At 74.1% G+C, this 15,843-nt stretch carries 13 protein-coding genes; 9 read left to right on the forward strand and 4 right to left on the reverse strand.

The genetic code is table 11. The annotated features are described in order from the left end of the window. Positions 1 to 102: 102 nt before the first annotated feature. The gene (locus ACIRFH_RS09510; RefSeq protein WP_403518525.1) at positions 103 to 1,179 is read left to right on the forward strand and encodes an NADH:flavin oxidoreductase/NADH oxidase; all 1,077 of its coding nucleotides are present in this window, start codon (positions 103 to 105) and stop codon (positions 1,177 to 1,179) included. 74 nt (positions 1,180 to 1,253) lie between these two features. Here the strand turns inward: ACIRFH_RS09510 and ACIRFH_RS09515 are convergent, their stop codons facing one another. Continuing rightward, positions 1,254 to 2,018, reverse strand: coding sequence for a PaaX family transcriptional regulator C-terminal domain-containing protein (locus ACIRFH_RS09515; protein ID WP_403518527.1), 765 nt, complete (start codon positions 2,016 to 2,018; stop codon positions 1,254 to 1,256). 74 nt (positions 2,019 to 2,092) lie between these two features. On the opposite strand from ACIRFH_RS09515, the gene ACIRFH_RS09520 reads away from it, so the two are divergent. Then, the gene (locus ACIRFH_RS09520; protein ID WP_403518529.1) at positions 2,093 to 3,790 is read left to right on the forward strand and encodes a DNA alkylation response protein; all 1,698 of its coding nucleotides are present in this window, start codon (positions 2,093 to 2,095) and stop codon (positions 3,788 to 3,790) included. A gap of 79 nt (positions 3,791 to 3,869) precedes the next feature. Next, the gene (locus ACIRFH_RS09525) at positions 3,870 to 5,024 is read left to right on the forward strand and encodes a WD40/YVTN/BNR-like repeat-containing protein (protein ID WP_403518531.1); all 1,155 of its coding nucleotides are present in this window, start codon (positions 3,870 to 3,872) and stop codon (positions 5,022 to 5,024) included. Between the two features lie 86 nt (positions 5,025 to 5,110). Here the strand turns inward: ACIRFH_RS09525 and ACIRFH_RS09530 are convergent, their stop codons facing one another. Beyond that, complete coding sequence (locus tag ACIRFH_RS09530; protein ID WP_403518533.1) at positions 5,111 to 5,788, reverse strand: uracil-DNA glycosylase; 678 nt, start codon at positions 5,786 to 5,788, stop codon at positions 5,111 to 5,113. 167 nt (positions 5,789 to 5,955) lie between these two features. Between ACIRFH_RS09530 and ACIRFH_RS09535 the strand changes: the two genes are divergently transcribed. Continuing rightward, positions 5,956 to 6,960, forward strand: a complete 1,005-nt coding sequence (locus tag ACIRFH_RS09535) for an N-acetylglucosamine kinase (protein WP_403518535.1) — start codon at positions 5,956 to 5,958, stop codon at positions 6,958 to 6,960. Positions 6,961 to 7,097: 137 nt separating this feature from the next. After that, positions 7,098 to 8,021 (forward strand): sirohydrochlorin chelatase, encoded by a 924-nt coding sequence (locus ACIRFH_RS09540; RefSeq protein ID WP_403518537.1) that lies wholly within the window; start codon positions 7,098 to 7,100, stop codon positions 8,019 to 8,021. 97 nt (positions 8,022 to 8,118) lie between these two features. Here ACIRFH_RS09540 and ACIRFH_RS09545 read toward each other — a convergent pair whose 3' ends face one another. Beyond that, complete coding sequence (locus tag ACIRFH_RS09545; RefSeq protein ID WP_403518539.1) at positions 8,119 to 9,153, reverse strand: lactonase family protein; 1,035 nt, start codon at positions 9,151 to 9,153, stop codon at positions 8,119 to 8,121. Positions 9,154 to 9,281: 128 nt separating this feature from the next. Next, on the reverse strand, positions 9,282 to 10,772 hold the full coding sequence (locus ACIRFH_RS09550) for an FUSC family protein (protein ID WP_403518540.1): 1,491 nt from the start codon (positions 10,770 to 10,772) through the stop codon (positions 9,282 to 9,284). A 206-nt stretch (positions 10,773 to 10,978) separates the two neighbouring features. Here ACIRFH_RS09550 and ACIRFH_RS09555 point away from each other — a divergent pair, with 206 nt between their 5' ends. From ACIRFH_RS09555 to ACIRFH_RS09570, 4 genes are all read left to right on the forward strand, one after another. Further along, positions 10,979 to 11,455, forward strand: coding sequence for an Lrp/AsnC family transcriptional regulator (locus ACIRFH_RS09555; protein WP_403518542.1), 477 nt, complete (start codon positions 10,979 to 10,981; stop codon positions 11,453 to 11,455). Positions 11,456 to 11,474: 19 nt separating this feature from the next. Beyond that, positions 11,475 to 12,170, forward strand: a complete 696-nt coding sequence (locus tag ACIRFH_RS09560) for an HAD family hydrolase (protein WP_403518544.1) — start codon at positions 11,475 to 11,477, stop codon at positions 12,168 to 12,170. Between the two features lie 133 nt (positions 12,171 to 12,303). Next, a complete protein-coding gene (locus tag ACIRFH_RS09565; RefSeq protein ID WP_403518546.1) occupies positions 12,304 to 15,132 on the forward strand; it encodes a beta-L-arabinofuranosidase domain-containing protein in 2,829 nt (942 codons plus the stop codon). A gap of 122 nt (positions 15,133 to 15,254) precedes the next feature. Continuing rightward, positions 15,255 to 15,843 (forward strand): DUF4142 domain-containing protein (locus ACIRFH_RS09570; RefSeq protein WP_403518548.1); only part of this gene is annotated, 589 nt, incomplete at its 3' end.

The raw sequence follows: 15,843 nt of genomic DNA on the forward strand, positions 1-15,843 counted from the left end.
GGGGTTTCCATTGTACGAAGACCGCCGTAGTTTGACATCTGCCGTACTACGAGGGTTACCGTACGAGCCGTTCCCCGTACCGCGACAGATGGAGCAGCCCCCATGAGCGCCCTCTTCCAGCCCCTGAAGCTGCGCGACGTCACCATCCCCCACCGGGTGTGGATGCCTCCGATGTGCCAGTACTCGGCCGAACCGGCGGGTCCGTCGGCGGGCGTTCCCGGCGACTGGCACTTCGCGCACTACGGCGCCCGCGCGACGGGCGGCACCGCCCTGATCGTCGTCGAGGCCACGGCCGTATCGCCGGAGGGCCGCATCTCCCCGCAGGACCTCGGACTGTGGAACGACACCCAGGCCGAGGCGTTCCGCCGGATCACGGGCTTCCTCCGCGCACACGGCACGGTTCCGGCCGTCCAGCTCGCCCACGCCGGCCGCAAGGCCTCGACCGACCGGCCCTGGAAGGGCGGGGCGCCTGTGGGACCGGACGCGCACGGCTGGCAGCCGCTGGCACCCAGCGCGCTGGCCTTCGACGAGCGTCACCCGGTGCCGACCGAGCTGACGGCCGCGCAGATCCAGGAGATCGTGGGGCAGTTCGCGGACGCCGCCCGCCGGGCCCTCGCGGCCGGGTTCGAGATCGTCGAGATCCACGGCGCCCACGGCTACCTGATCCACGAGTTCCTCTCGCCCCACTCCAACCACCGCACCGACGGCTACGGCGGCTCCTACGAGAACCGCACCCGCTTCGCCCTCGAGGTCGTCGACGCCGTGCGCGCGGTGTGGCCCGAGGACAAGCCGCTGTTCTTCCGCGTCTCCGCGACCGACTGGCTGGACGAGGGCGGCTGGACGCCGGACGACACCGTCCGCTTCGCCCGCGACCTGCAGGCCCACGGCATCGACCTGCTCGACGTGTCGACCGGCGGCAACGCCGCCGCGCGCATCCCTACCGGGCCCGGCTACCAGGTCCCGTTCGCCGCGCGCGTGAAGGCGGAGACCTCGCTGCCGGTGGCCGCGGTCGGTCTGATCACCGACGTGGAGCAGGCGGAGAAGATCCTGGCCAACGGCGAGGCCGACGCGGTGCTGCTGGGCCGCGAGCTGCTGCGCGATCCGTCGTGGGCGCAGCGGGCGGCGCGCGAACTGGGCGGCGAGGTCCGGGTGCCGGACCAGTACGGCTGGGCCGTGTGAGCCGGCCGCGCGGGCTTCGAGGAAGCAGCCGGTCCCTCCCGGCGCTTCGAGTGACGTACGGGTGATCCCGCCGGTCAGGTCCGGGCGGCGCCCGCCCGGACCTGACCGGCCTGCTCCCGCTGGTAGTCCGTGTACGCCTCGCGCAGGGCGGCGCCCGGCCAGTCGGGCGGGAGGAGGTCCGGCGGCAGGACCGGGTCGGCGAGCAGATGGCGCACGACGGCCGCGAAGGCGGTGAGCCGGTCGGCCGGCCGCCGCACTCCGTCGACGTGGACGAGCAGCGCCCGGGCCGTCGCGGACCAGGCGTCCAGCGGCCACAGGTCCGCGGCCAGTTCGCCGGCCGGCCGCTCGGGGCGGGCGGTGCAGCGCTCGGCCACCGTGTCGAGGTCGCCGGGCAGCGGGCGGCTCAGGTTGGCGGGGCGCAGCCACACGCCCTCGCGGAGTTCGGCCAGGCGCAGGCCGGCCAGCCGGGTGCGCAGCCCGGCGCGTTCGGCGGGGCCGCGTCCGGTCGCGGTGATCACGACCATCTCCCAGTCGCCGTCCCACACGCGCGTGTGCGGGCGTACCGCCTCGTCCTGGCGCCGCTGCCGCTCCAGCAGCCGGTCGCCGAGGCGGTACCCGGTGTCCGTGCGCCGCAGGTCGCCGGCGTTCGCCATCCGGCTGAGCGCCGCCCGCACGGTGGACCCGCCGACGTCGAAGCGCTCCACTAGGCGCACCAGGTCCTTCACCGGCAGCTCGGCCGGATGGGTGCCGAGCAGCAGGCTCAGCACGACCGACCGCGCGGACAGCGGGCGCAGCGCGAGCTCGCCCGGGGGCGCGGGGTCGTTCTTCCGCGGGGACACGGCACGTACTGTACGTGCGCGCCCGGCGTGTTGCACTATTGCTGCGACTGTCGAGACAGTGCAACACTCGCCGTATGACGACACGCGCGCAGGGGCCGTACGAGTACGAGGGACCCGCGGACCGGCCCGAGGGGTACGCCGCGTACGCCACGCACGACGTCACCAACCAGCCCCCTCCCCCGGCCCCGTACGACGCCTCCGAGGACGCGGCCCTGCTGGAGGGGTTGCGACGGGAGGGCGCGGGGTGGGCCGAGGAGGGGCTGCGGCGGCTCGGTCTGCGGGCGGGCAGCGTCCAGGCCCAGGAGTGGGGCGAGCTGGCCAACCGGCACGAGCCCGTGCTGCGCACCCACGACCGGTACGGGAACCGGATCGACGAGGTCGAGTACCACCCGAGCTGGCACCACCTGATGAGCGTGGCGGTCGGCGAGGGCCTCGCCGCCTCCGCCTGGGCGGACGACCGGCCGGGCGCCCACGTCGCGCGGACCGCCGGCGGACTCGTCTGGGGACATACGGAGGCGGGTCACGGCTGCCCGACGTCGATGACGTACGCGGCCGTCCCGGCGCTGCGCCGGCAGCCGGAGCTGGCGAAGGTCTACGAGCCGCTGCTGACCAGCCGGGAGTACGAGCCCGGCCTGCGCATGCCCACCGAGAAGCGCGGTCTGCTGGCCGGCATGGGGATGACCGAGAAGCAGGGCGGCTCGGACGTGCGGACCAACACCACGGCGGCCACGCCGACCGCCGAACCCGGCGTCTACACGCTGCGCGGGCACAAGTGGTTCACGTCGGCGCCGATGTGCGACGTGTTCCTCGTGCTGGCCCAGGCCCCCGGCGGGCTCTCCTGCTTCCTGGTGCCGCGCGTGCTGCCCGACGGCAGCCGCAACACCTTCCGCATCCAGCGGCTGAAGGACAAGCTCGGCAACCGGTCCAACGCCTCCTCGGAGCCGGAGTTCGACGGGACGGTCGCCTGGCTGGTGGGGCCCGAGGGACAGGGCGTCAAGACGATCATCGAGATGGTCAACTGCACCCGGCTGGACTGCGTGATGGCGTCGGCGACGCTGATGCGCAAGACGCTCGTCGAGGCCGGTCACCACGTACGGCACCGCCGCGCGTTCGGCGCCCGGCTGATCGACCAGCCTCTGATGCGCAACGTCCTGGCCGACCTGGCGCTGGAGTCGGAGGCCGCCACGACGCTCACCCTGCGGCTGGCCGGCGCCGCCGACCGGGCGGTGCGCGGGGACGCCGGGGAGGCGGCCTTCCGGCGGATCGCCACCGCCGTCGGCAAGTACTGGGTGACCAAGCGGGGCCCGGCGTTCACCGCGGAGGCCCTGGAGTGCCTGGGCGGCAACGGCTACGTGGAGGAGTCCGGCATGCCCCGCCACTACCGCGAGGCGCCGCTGCTGTCGATCTGGGAGGGCTCGGGGAACGTCAACGCCCTCGACGTACTGCGGGCGCTGGGCCGCTCACCCGAGACCGCGCACGCCCTCTTCGGGGAGCTGGCCCTCGCGCGCGGGGCGGACGCCCGGCTGGACGCGGCCGTGGTCCGGCTGGAGTCGGGGCTGGCGTCCGCGTCCGAGACCGGCGCCCGCCGCCTGGTGGAACTGATGGCCCTCACCCTCCAGGCGTCCCTCCTCGTCCGGCACGCCCCGCCCGCCGTCGCCGACGCCTTCTGCGCGAGCCGGCTGGGCGGCGACTGGGGACACGCCTTCGGCACGCTCCCGGACGGGGCCGATCTCGGCGGCATCCTGGGGCGGGCGCTGCCGGACGAGGCCTGAGCGGCCCGCCCGGGCACCTCACCGGGCCCGACACCACCGCTTCGACCTGCGACGGGGGCCTTCGGAGAGGTGACTGTCAGTGGCGGGGTGCAGACTGGCCGGTGTCCGAGACGAAGGCGTCGACGGCGACGCCGCGGAGGTGATCGGCATGACCGAGGTACTGCTCGCCGTGGGCACCCGCAAGGGCCTGTTCATCGGGCGCCGGCGGGGTGGCACCTGGGAGTTCGACGAGAGTCCCTACTTCAACGCGCAGGCCGTCTACTCGGTCGCCGTCGACACCCGCGGCGCCACGCCGCGGCTGCTGGCCGGCGGCGACAGCGCGCACTGGGGCCCGTCCGTGTTCCACTCCGACGACCTGGGCCGGACCTGGACGGAACCGGCGCGGCCGGCCGTCAGGTTCCCCAAGGACACGGGTGCCTCGCTGGAGCGCGTGTGGCAGCTGCACCCGTCCGCCGCGGAGCCGGACGTCGTGTACGCCGGCACGGAACCGGCGGCGCTGTACCGGTCGGAGGACCGCGGGGAGAGCTTCGAGCTGGTGCGTCCGCTGTGGGAGCACCCCACGCGGTCGCGGTGGGTGCCGGGCGGCGGCGGCGAGGGGCTGCACACCGTCCTCACCGACCGGCGCGACCCGGACGCGGTGACGGTCGCCGTCTCGACCGCGGGCGTCTTCCGCACCACCGACGGCGGCGCGAGCTGGGCGCCGTCCAACTCGGGGGTCTCCGCGGTGTTCCTGCCGGATCCGAACCCGGAGTTCGGCCAGTGCGTGCACAAGGTCGCGCGGGACGCGGTCACCCCGGACCGGCTCTATCTGCAGAACCACTGGGGGGTGTACCGCAGCGACGACGCGGGCGCCCACTGGACGGACATCGGCGAGGGGCTGCCGTCCACGTTCGGTTTCGCGGTGGCCGCCCATCCGCACCGCGGCGACACGGCGTACGTCTTCCCGATCAACGCCGACGCGGACCGGGTACCGGCCGGCCGCCGCTGCCGGGTGTTCCGCACGGCCGACGCGGGCAAGAGCTGGGAGCCGCTGACGGCGGGCCTGCCGCAGGAGGACCACTACGGCACGGTGCTGCGCGACGCGATGAGCACGGACGACGCGGAGCAGGCCGGTGTGTACTTCGGCAACCGCAACGGCGAGGTGTTCGCCTCGGCCGACGACGGCGACACCTGGCGGCAGCTGGCCTCCCACCTGCCGGACGTGCTGTGCGTGCGGGCCGCGGTCGTCGCATGACCTGCCCCGCCGGTCGAACGGTGTCGCCCCGGCGGGCGGGGTGACACCGGTGCGTCACGCCCTCGCGGGCGCGGACCGCCGACGCCCTACGGCAGTCGCCAGTCCACCGGCTCGGCTCCCTGCCGCATCAGGAGGTCGTTGGCGCGGCTGAAGGGACGGGAGCCGAAGAAGCCCCGGTCCGCGGACATCGGTGAGGGGTGCGCCGACTCGATCGCCGGATAGTCCCCGAGCAGGGGGCGCAGATTGCGCGCGTCGCGTCCCCACAGGATGGACACCAGCGGCTTGCCGCGCGCGGCGAGGGCGCGGATGGCCTGCTCCGTGACCTCCTCCCAGCCCTTGCCGCGGTGTGCTCCCGGCTTGCGTGGGGCCGTGGTCAGCGCCCTGTTCAGCAGCAGCACGCCCTGGCGGGTCCACGGGGTCAGATCACCGTTGGAGGGCCTGGGCAGGCCCAGGTCCGTGTGCATCTCCCGGTAGATGTTCTCCAGGCTGCCCGGCAGCGACCGCACCTCCGGCGAGACCGCGAAACTCAGGCCGATCGCCATGCCCGGCGTCGGGTAGGGGTCCTGACCGACGATCAGGACCCGTACGTCGTCGAAAGGCTGCTGGAACGCCCGCAGGACGTTCGCCCCCGACGGGAGGTAGGTCCGGCCCGCCGCCACCTCGGCGCGCAGGAAGTCACCCATGCCCGCGATACGTCCGGCGACCGGGTCCAGGGCCTTCGCCCAGCCGGCTTCAACAAGTTCATGCAACGGTCGTGGTGCCACGCTGCGTCACTCTACTGGCCGACACCGACAGTCCGTACCGACAGCCCGTACCGGCGGACCGGCCCCGCGGGGCCCGCCGCGCCACCGGACGCTACTCTTCCTCCTCATCGACGTCGGCCGGCGGCCGGACAGCTCGCCCAGCCGGTCATCGCAGAGGGAGGAACACGGTGCGTCCTGTGCCCGACGCGGCGGCCGGTCCCGGTTTCCTGGCCGTGGACTCCGGTGGTTCCGGGCTCCGCGTCGTCGTCGGCACCGCCGGGGAGAACGGGCGGGGCCCGCTGGGGCGGCGTGCGTCGCGGGAGCCCGTGCGCACCGGGACGCGCGGCATCGACCCCGGGCACCTGCTGGAACAACTGGTGCCCATGGCCCGGGCGCTGACCGGGGAGACCGGCGTGAACCGGATCGGCACCGTCGTCGTCGGGGCCGCCGGGCTCGCCACCCTGGGCGACGCCCTGCGCGCCGAACTGCCGGACGCCCTGGGCCGGGAGCTGGGTGCGCGGACGGTCGCGCTGGTCGCCGACGCCGTCACCGCCTACGTCGGCGCCCTCGGCCCGCGCGCCGGTGCCGTGGTGGCCGCCGGTACGGGTCTGATCGCGACCGGCACCGACCTGACCCGCTGGCACCGGGCGGACGGCTGGGGGCATCTGCTGGGCGACTGCGGCGGCGGCGCCTGGATCGGACGGGCCGGCCTGGAGGCGGCGCTGCGCGCCCACGACGGACGGGAGGGTGGTTCCGTCCCGCTGCTGGAGCGCGCCGAGGAGCGGTTCGGGCCGGTCGCCGGGCTGCCCGGGGCGCTGTATCCGCGTCCCGACCGTCCGGCGGTCCTCGCCTCCTTCGCGCCCGAGGTGGCCGCCTGCGCGGACGCCGACCCCGTCGCCCGGGGCATCCTGCGCGCCGCCGCCCGGCACCTGGCCGACTCGGCCGCCGCGGTCTGCCCGCCGCGGGGCGAGCCCCGGATCGCCGTCACCGGCGGTCTGCTGAAGATGGGCGACCCGCTGGTCGTACCGCTGCGGGAGGAGCTGGAGAAGCGGCTTCCGCATGCGCGGCGGGTGGCGGCCGAGGGTGATCCGCTGCACGGTTCCGTGCGCATCGCGACCGACCTGGCGACCGGTTCCCTCACCCTTCCGGGCGATGAACGGATGCTGTTCGTGACGACGGTTCCGGGCGGCTGACAACCGTCCCCCGGAGAGGGGAATCGTACCGATGTCGTCCGATCCGTACATCGGTCATCAGACAAAACCGGACGGATACCGCGCACCCGCACCCTCCCCGAACAGGGGAGCCCGGGAAACCAGTAACATGCGGCGCCATGAGCTCCCCCACTGGGCCCGCGTCCGGCCTGCCAGTACGAATGCCGCGCCCCCGACAGCCCGGGCGGCACCGCCGACCCGAGCCTCTGGTGGCTCCCGAGGGCGCGCCCGCGCTCGTCCTCGCGGTGCCGGGCACGCCCAGTGGCGCCACCCGGGGCCTCGCCGACGAGATCGTGAGCATCGCCCGCTCCGAGCTGCCCGGCGTCGACGCCCGCATCGGATACCTCGACGGCGACGACGAGGAGTTCCCGGCGCTGCCGACCGTGCTGGCGCGGGCCGCCGAGGAACGCACGGCCCGTTACGAGCAGGCGCGCGACGCCGGCCTGGAGGTCAAGGAACCCGAGGGACCCGTCGCCGTCGTCGTGCCGCTGCTCGCCGGTCCGGACGGCGCGCTGCTGCGCCGGATCCGGCAGGCCGTGATGGACAGCCGGGTCGCGGCCGAGCTGACCGACGTGCTCGGTCCGCACCCGCTGTTGGCGGAGGCGCTGCACGTGCGGCTCTCCGAGGCCGGTCTGGCCCGCGCCGACCGGGCCCGTCTGTTCACCGTGGCGACCGCCGCGGACGGCATCATCCTGGCCTCCGTGGGTGGCGAGGAGGCCGTGCAGGCGGCCGGGATCACCGGCATGCTGCTGGCCGCGCGCCTCGCCGTGCCGGTGATGGCGGCGGCGCTGGACCAGGAGGGCTCGATCGCGTCCGTGGCCGAGCAGCTGCGGTCCTCGGGTTCGCAGCAGCTGGCGCTCGCGCCGTACCTGATCGGCCCGGAGATCGACGCGGCCCTGCTGGAGGAGGCCGCCGCGGAGGCGGGCTGCTCCGCCGCCGAGCCGCTCGGCCCGTACCCGGCGATCGGCAAGCTGGCGCTGGCGAAGTACACGACGGCGCTGGGCATCTCGGCACAGCAGCCGCAGGGCACGCCGGTCCGCTGAGGCGGACGGCGCCCGCACGACCACGGCACGTACGGCCGCAAGGGTCCGCCCCGGTACGGGGGCGGACCCTCCGCCGTGTCCGCGGGGCGGCGGAACGTCAGCCGAAGACCACGCAGGACGCCGCCGCGACCGCGAGCGAACCGGTGCGGCGGGGCACGCCCGTCGCCGGGTCGAGGGCGAACCAGGTGACGTCCCCGGAGCGTTCGTTGGCCGCGTAGAGGAAGCCGTCCGACACGGTGATCTCCCGTGGCCAGTGGCCGCCGCAGGGGACGGTGGCGGCCAGCCGCAGCGCGTCGGGTTCGACGGCGAACACGGACAGCACGTCCTCCCCGCGGGTCGCGGTCCACACGAAACGGCCGTCGGACGAGGCGACGATGCCCGACGGGTAGGCGTCGCCGGCCGGGGCGCCGGGCAGCACCGGAACCTCGGTGAGCGGCCGCAGCGTGCCCTCGGCGGCGTCCCACCGGCAGACGGTGACGGTCGGGGCGAGTTCGTTGGCCACGTAGGCGTGGGTGCCGTCCGGGTGGAAGGCCAGGTGCCGGGGTCCCGAGCCGGGGCGCAGCGCGATCTCCCGGTGGACGGCGAGGGCGCCGTCCACCAGGGTGCAGACCCGCACCGAGTCGGTGCCGAGGTCCACGCTGACGGCCCACCGCCCGCTGGGGTCGGGCTGCACCTGGTGGGCGTGCGGTCCCTGCTGGCGCTGGGCGTGAGGGCCGGAGCCGGTGTGCTGGAGCACGCCGGACGCGGACCGGGCGAGGGTGCCGTCGGAGCGGACCGGCACGGCGGTGACGCTTCCGGAGTTGTAGTTGGCGGTCAGGACGTGTCCGGCGAACAGGCTGAGGTGGGTCGGTCCGTCGCCCCCGACGGGCACCGGCCGCCCGGCCGGCTCGGGCGTGTCCCCGTCGACGCGGTACGCGGCCACGGCCCCCTCGGCGGTCTCGCTGACGGCGTAGAGCGTGCCGCCGTCGGGGGCGAGGGCCAGGTAGGAGGGGTCGGGAACGCTGTCCACGCTGCTCAGGACCGTCAGTGCGCCCTCGTCGGGGGTGACGGCCGCCGTCACGATCCCGGGGCCCCCGGCCGCCGTGAACGACCCGATGAACGCCCGCCGCTGCCGCCTGCCACCGTCCGCCACCGCTGGCCCCTCTCGTCCCGTGCCTCGCCGGGCACCGTGTCCGTGTGCCGACTGGTCGTCGCCCTGGAGCGACCGTAGCAGCCGGTCACAGGCGGTCTAGACCAAATGGGTGGCACGGCCGCGTCGGGTCAGGCGCCGACCAGCGGGGAGCCGGACGGGCCGCGCAGGGGGGCGGCGAGTTCGGCCAGGGCGCGTTCCAGGCCGTGGAGGTGGGCCAGGGCCCCTTCGGCGGCGAGCGGCCGTTCCTGGTGGGCGGGGACGGCTCCGCCGCCGGTGAGGGCCTCGACCGCGGTCTCGACACGCCAGCAGGCGGCGGCCAGGCGGGCGTCGTGCGAGGCCTCCGGGTCGGCGGCGACGGCGACCAGGCCGCGGATCTCCCGGGCGCAGTCGTCGAGCAGGGCGAGCACCTGCCGGGCGCGGCGCTTGCGGCCGCGCATGGGGTTGAGCGGGTGCACGAGCGGGGCGACCGAGAGCCGGACCCGGCCGAGCAGCTGCTCCAGTTCGGCCACGCGGGGCGCCGGGTCGGCGCCCTCCGTGCCGGCGAGGCGGGCGGCGGCCTCGGCGGTGCAGGCGTGGACGCAGCGCAGGGCCCGCTGGATCCAGGCGTCGGTGACGGCGTGGGTGGTGACGGGCAGGACGAGGAGCACCGCGAGCACGGCACCGAGCGCGCCGACGCCGGTCTCGGCGAACCGCAGGGCGAGCAGCCCGGGACCGAGGACACCGAGGAGGCCGTAGAGCAGCTCGGCGAGCAGGGTCACGCAGAGCATCATCCAGGTGTAGGAGACCGCCGCGGTGTAGAAGATGCCGAAGACGCAGGCGGCGGCGAGCACGGCCGTGGGCACCGCGGACCCGGCGACGGGAACGGCGATCAGGAAGCCGAGGCCGATGCCGACGACCGTGCCGAGCACCCGCCGGAAGCCGCGGACCAGGGTCTCGCCGCGCGAGGTGGTGTTGACGAAGACCCACCAGGTGGCGCCGACGGCCCAGTACCAGCGGTCACCGGACACCAGCTGTCCCACGACCAGCGCGAAGCCCGCGCCGACGGTGGCCTGGACGGCCTGGCGGGTGGTGATGCGGGCGAGCCCGGTGCCGCCGGGCGGGGCGGGCACGGCGGACGGGGGCAGGCGGCGCTCGTAGCACCACAGGCCGAAGCGGACCGCCGCGGCCGTCGCCACGGACAGCAGCACGGCGGCGTGCATCTCGGGCAGCCGGCCGACGGTCGCGTGCAGGAACTGGGCGATGAAGAAGGTCATGAACGCGAACACGCCGAGGCTGTGACCGCGCGGACCCCAGCGCCGGGCGTACACGCCCGCGCCGACCACGGCGAGGAAGGCGAGGTCACGGGCCACGGGATGGTCGTGCAGTGCGGCCGCTGCGGTCAGCACGGGCAGCCCCACCACCGGCAGCAGCGCGGTGGTGACCGCCTGGCCGCGCACGGTGGCGTCGGTGACGGTGAACAGGGCCAGCAGCGCGGCGAGCCCGCCGACGACGGTGCCCACCAGGGAGATGCCTGCCAGGCCGCAGACGACGACGGCCAGCCCGATGCCGACGACGGCCCGCGCGGCGAAGCGCAGCCGCGCCCGCCCCGGGTCCGGGCTCACGAACACCCTCTTCAGCACTGATTACCGCCCCCTCGCACACTGACCCGACCATCACGACATGAAAAAGGCGCCGCGGGATCCGCAGCGCCATCGACCCCTCCATATGAGCATCCCTTCCACCAGTGGCTCAACTGCTGCTCCTGTAATTGGTCCATTGGTACAGTGATCACGGCTCTTCCACGGCCACCGAAGGGCCATTGGCCGACGAGAGGAACCGGGACTCCATGGCCGTCGACGAACTCGACACCCGCATCCTGCGACTGCTGCTGGAGCAGCCGCGCACCAGCGTGCGCGAGTACGCCCGCCTCCTCGGGATCGCGCGCGGGACGCTCCAGGCCCGGCTGGACCGGCTGGAGCGCGACGGCGTGATCACCGGCACCGCGCCGTCCCTCTCCCCCGCCGCGCTGGGCCATCCCGTGCTCGCGTTCGTGCACATCGAGGTCACCCAGGGCCACCTGGACGAGGTGGGCGAGGCGCTGGCCGCCGTGCCGGAGATCGTCGAGGCCTTCTCCATCACGGGCGGCGGTGACCTGCTGACCCGGGTGGTGGCCCGGGACAACGCGCACCTGGAGGACGTGATCCAGAAGCTGATCAGCCTGCCCGGCGTGGTCCGCACCCGCAGCGAGGTCGCCCTGCGCGAGCGCGTCCCGCACCGGCTGCTGCCGCTGGTGGAGTCGATCGGGCGCACGGCACGGAAATGAGCCTTGGCATCCTGGACCCATGAGCACACTCGGCGGTATCTCGGTCGTCTTCGATCTCGACGGAACACTCGTGGACAGCGAGCCGAACTACTACGAGGCGGGCCGGCGGACCCTCGCCGAGTACGGCGTCGCGGACTTCACCTGGGCCGATCACGAGGAGTACGTGGGCATCAGCACCCAGGAGACGGTCGCCGACTGGAAGCGGCGCTACGGCCTGCGCGCCCCGGTCGGGGAACTGCTCGCCGCCAAGAACCGCCGCTACCTGGAGCTGGCCCGCACCTCGACGCGCGCGTACCCCGAGATGCGCAAGTTCGTCGAGCTGCTCGCGGGCGAGGGGGTGCCGCTCGCCGTGGCCTCGGGCTCCTCGCCGCAGGCCATCGAGGCGATCCTGTCCTGCACCGGGCTGGACGCGTACCTGCGCACCGTCGTCTCGGCCGACGAGGTCGCGCACGGCAAGCCGGCCCCCGACGTCTTCCTGGAGGCGGCCCGTCGGCTCGGGGCGTCCCCCGCCGACTGCGTGGTCGTCGAGGACGCCGCCCCGGGGGCCGCCGCGGCGCACGCCGCCGGCATGCGCTGCATCGCGGTCCCGTACGTCGCCGCGCAGGCCGACGCCCCGGAGTTCGCCACCGCCGGGCTGCTGCTGCGGGGCGGTCAGGAGGAGTTCACCGCGCGAGTGGCCCACGACTGGCTCGCGCGCGGGGCGCGGTCCTCCTGACCGAACTCGTCAGTACCGTTGACGCCCCTGTGCCCCTTGCCTATCTTCTGGGCGACCTTTCGAACATCGATCGATATATCGAACGACTTGGACACCGCTCCCCTCACGTGACAAGCGAAGAAACGAGGAGCACATGGCAGCGCCCCTCTCCCGGCGGACCCTCCTGCTGGCCTCCGCGATCGCCGCGACGACGCCCGGCCCGGCCTACGCGGCGGGTGGCCGGCCCGGCGCCGCGCCCCGGACCCCGGCCGCGCCCCGGGCCCTCCCGGCACCCGCGACCTGGTCCGTCCGGCCGTTCGAGCTGGAGGACGTGGCACTCGGCAAGGGCGTCTTCGCCGACAAGCGGCGGCTGATGCTGGACCACGCCCGCGGTTACGACGTGAACCGGCTGCTCCAGGTCTTCCGTGCCAACGCCGGCCTCTCCACCCTCGGCGCGGTCGCACCCGGCGGCTGGGAGGGGCTGGACGGCGAGGCCAACGGCAACCTGCGCGGCCACTACACCGGCCACTTCCTGACCATGCTGTCGCAGACCTACCGGGGGACCGGGGAGCGGCTCTTCGCCGAGCGGATCGGCACCATGGTCGGAGCGCTGACCGAGGTGCGCGAGGCCCTGCGGCACGGCCCCGTCGTGCTGAGCACGGAAGGCCGCTTCGGTACCGCCGCGGAGAACGTGCGCGGCTCCCACCAGTACGTCGACCTGCCCGCCGGCGTCCTCGCCGACACCCCCACGATCACGCTGGCCGCCTGGGTGAGGCCCACCCACGACGGCGACTGGGCCCGCGTCCTCGACTTCGGCGACGACACCCACCGCTATCTCTACCTCGCCGCCCGCAACGCCGACGGCGTGCCGCGCTTCGCCATCACCGACCGGGGTGCCGCGGGCGAGCAGAGCCTCGACGGCACGGCCGCGCTGCCCCTGGACGAGTGGAGCCACCTGGCCGTGACCCTCGCGGACGGCACCGGCACCCTCTACGTCGACGGCAGGGCCGTGGCCCGCAACACGGGCATGTCCCTGACGCCGGCGACCCTCGGCCCGCTCGCCCACCACTGGCTCGGCCGCTCGCACTACCCCGCCGACCCGGTCTTCGCGGGCGCCTTCGAGGAGTTCAACGTCTGGTCGCGCGCCCTGAGCGCCGCCGAGATCGCCGCCCTGCAGGGCAGCCGCGCGGCCGACGCCCCGGCCGGCCGGGGCGACCTCGCGTCGTACGCCTTCGACGAGACCCGCGGCGACACCTTCGCGGACGCCTCGGGACGCGGCCTGACCGCCACCCTGCGCCGCACCTGGGGCGGGCCCAGCCACCCGGGGTTCCTCGCGGCGTACCCGGAGACCCAGTTCATCCAACTGGAGTCGATGACCGGCAGCGACTACACCAAGGTCTGGGCGCCGTACTACACCGCACACAAGATCCTCCGCGGCCTGCTGGACGCCCATCTCGCCACCGGCGACGACCGGGCGCTCGACCTCGCGTCGGGCATGGGCGACTGGATGCACTCCCGGCTGTCGAAGCTGCCCGCCGCCACGCTGCAACGCATGTGGGGGATCTTCTCCAGCGGGGAGTTCGGCGGCATCGTCGAAGCGGTCTGCGATCTGCACGCCCTCACCGGAAGGGCCGAACACCTCGCGCTGGCCCGGCTCTTCGACCTCGACCGGCTGATCGACGCCTGCGCCGCGAACACCGACGTCCTCGACGGACTGCACGCCAACCAGCACATCCCGGTCTTCACCGGTCTGGTGCGGCTGTACGACGAGACGGGCGAGGAGCGCTACCTCACCGCGGCGAAGAACTTCTGGCGCATGGTCGTACCGCACCGCATGTACGCCATCGGCGGCACCAGCACCGGCGAGTTCTGGAAGGCCCGGGACGTGATCGCCGGCACGATCGGCGCCGCCACGGCCGAGACCTGCTGCGCGTACAACATGCTCAAGCTGAGCCGGACCCTGTTCTTCCACGACCAGGACCCGGCGTACATGGACTACTACGAGCGGGCGCTGTACAACCAGGTGCTCGGCTCGAAGCAGGACGAGCCGGACGCCGAGAAACCCCTCGTCACCTATTTCATCGGGCTGACGCCCGGTCACGTGCGGGACTACACGCCCAAGCAGGGCACGACCTGCTGCGAGGGCACGGGGATGGAGAGCGCCACCAAGTACCAGGACTCGGTGTACTTCGCCGCGGCCGACGGCAGCGCCCTGTACGTCAACCTCTACAGCCCCTCCACCCTGACCTGGGCGGAGAAGGGCGTCACCATCACGCAGACCACGGACTATCCCCGCGAACAGGGCAGCACCCTGGTGATCGGCGGCGCCGGCGCCTCCTTCGCGCTGCGGCTGCGCGTGCCGTCCTGGGCCTCCGCGGGCTTCCGGGTCACCGTCAACGGCCGTGCGGTGCCGGGGACCGCGACGCCCGGCAGCTACTTCACGGTGTCCCGGGCCTGGCGCCGGGGCGACACCGTGCGCGTCGGCGTCCCCTTCCGGCTGCGGGTGGAGAAGGCGCTCGACGACCCGTCGCTGCAGGCGCTGTTCCACGGCCCCGTCAACCTGGTCGCCCGCAGCGCCGCGACCGGCCACCTGAACGTCGGGCTGTACCGCAACGCGTCGCTCTCCGGCGACCTGCTGCCCTCCCTGACCCCCGTCCCCGGCAAGCCGCTCCACTACACGCTGGACGGCATCGAGTGGGCTCCGTTCGCCGAGGGGACCGAGGATCCGACGCACGTGTACGTGCGCCGCTCGGAACCCCGGGTCGTCCTGGGCGGCACCGACTCGGGCGTCGCCAACCCGGCGAAGGAGGACGGCACCACGCTGCTCGACGAGATCTGGGCCGCGGCCCCGTTCCGCGGCAAGGGTGCCCTGGTGGCGCACGTGCGGACCACTGTGGACGCCTGGGTGGGCGCCGGGCTGCTCCGGCACGACGAGGGCGAGCGGGTGGTGGGGACCGCGCGGAAGGCGTCGTACGTGAGGTGACGGCGGCCGACGAGACGCAGAACACATCCGTCGCGTGCTGATTCTGCCCGCGGCGCTGATCAGAGCGCGGCCCGCGTCCGTACCTCCTGGTGTCCGAGCCTGTCGTCGCCCCAGGAGGCACGATGCGCATCACGCGCACCACGGCGGGGACGGCCTTCGTGGCCGGTTCCCTGGTCCTCACCCTCACCGCGCTCGCCTACCCGGCCGTGCTCGGCGTGCGGAACGCGGGCAGCGCCCAGGCCCGCGTCATCGCCGAGACGCGCTACGGGCCGCTCACCGAGGCCGACCGGGACTTCGTGGTGAAGGTGCGCGCCGCCGGACTGTGGGAGCACCCGCTCGGGCTGCTGGCCATGGAACGGGGGACGACACCGGAGATGAGGGAGGCCGGCGAGCACCTGGTCGCCGGCCACTCCCGGCTCGACGCGACGTGCCGCCGGATCGCCCCGGAGCTGGGCATCACCCTGCCCAACCTGGCCTCCCCGCAGCAGCAGCAGTTCGTGTCGACCGTGGGCGGGACCACGGGCAGGCAGTTCGACACCACCGCGGTCAACATCATGCGCGTCACGCACGGCCAGATCTTCCCGGTGATCGCCAAGATCCGCGCCAACACCAAGAACTCCCTGGTGCGGCAGCTGGCCGACCAGGCCAACGGCACCGTCCTCGATCACATCACCGTGCTGGAGAGGACCGGCCTGGTCGACTTCGACCAGG

The sequence above is a fragment of the Streptomyces sp. NPDC093586 genome, from assembly GCF_044764905.1.
GTDB lineage: Bacteria > Actinomycetota > Actinomycetes > Streptomycetales > Streptomycetaceae > Streptomyces.

Excerpts from the sequence above, each read along its gene's own strand:
- ACIRFH_RS09510 (WP_403518525.1), top strand. The coding sequence starts at position 103 with ATGAGCGCCCTCTTCCAGCCCCTGAAGCTGCGCGACGTCACCATCCCC.
- ACIRFH_RS09520 (WP_403518529.1), top strand. The coding sequence starts at position 2,093 with ATGACGACACGCGCGCAGGGGCCGTACGAGTACGAGGGACCCGCGGAC.
- ACIRFH_RS09540 (WP_403518537.1), top strand. The coding sequence starts at position 7,098 with ATGAGCTCCCCCACTGGGCCCGCGTCCGGCCTGCCAGTACGAATGCCG.
- ACIRFH_RS09555 (WP_403518542.1), top strand. The coding sequence starts at position 10,979 with ATGGCCGTCGACGAACTCGACACCCGCATCCTGCGACTGCTGCTGGAG.
- ACIRFH_RS09560 (WP_403518544.1), top strand. The coding sequence starts at position 11,475 with ATGAGCACACTCGGCGGTATCTCGGTCGTCTTCGATCTCGACGGAACA.
- ACIRFH_RS09565 (WP_403518546.1), top strand. The coding sequence starts at position 12,304 with ATGGCAGCGCCCCTCTCCCGGCGGACCCTCCTGCTGGCCTCCGCGATC.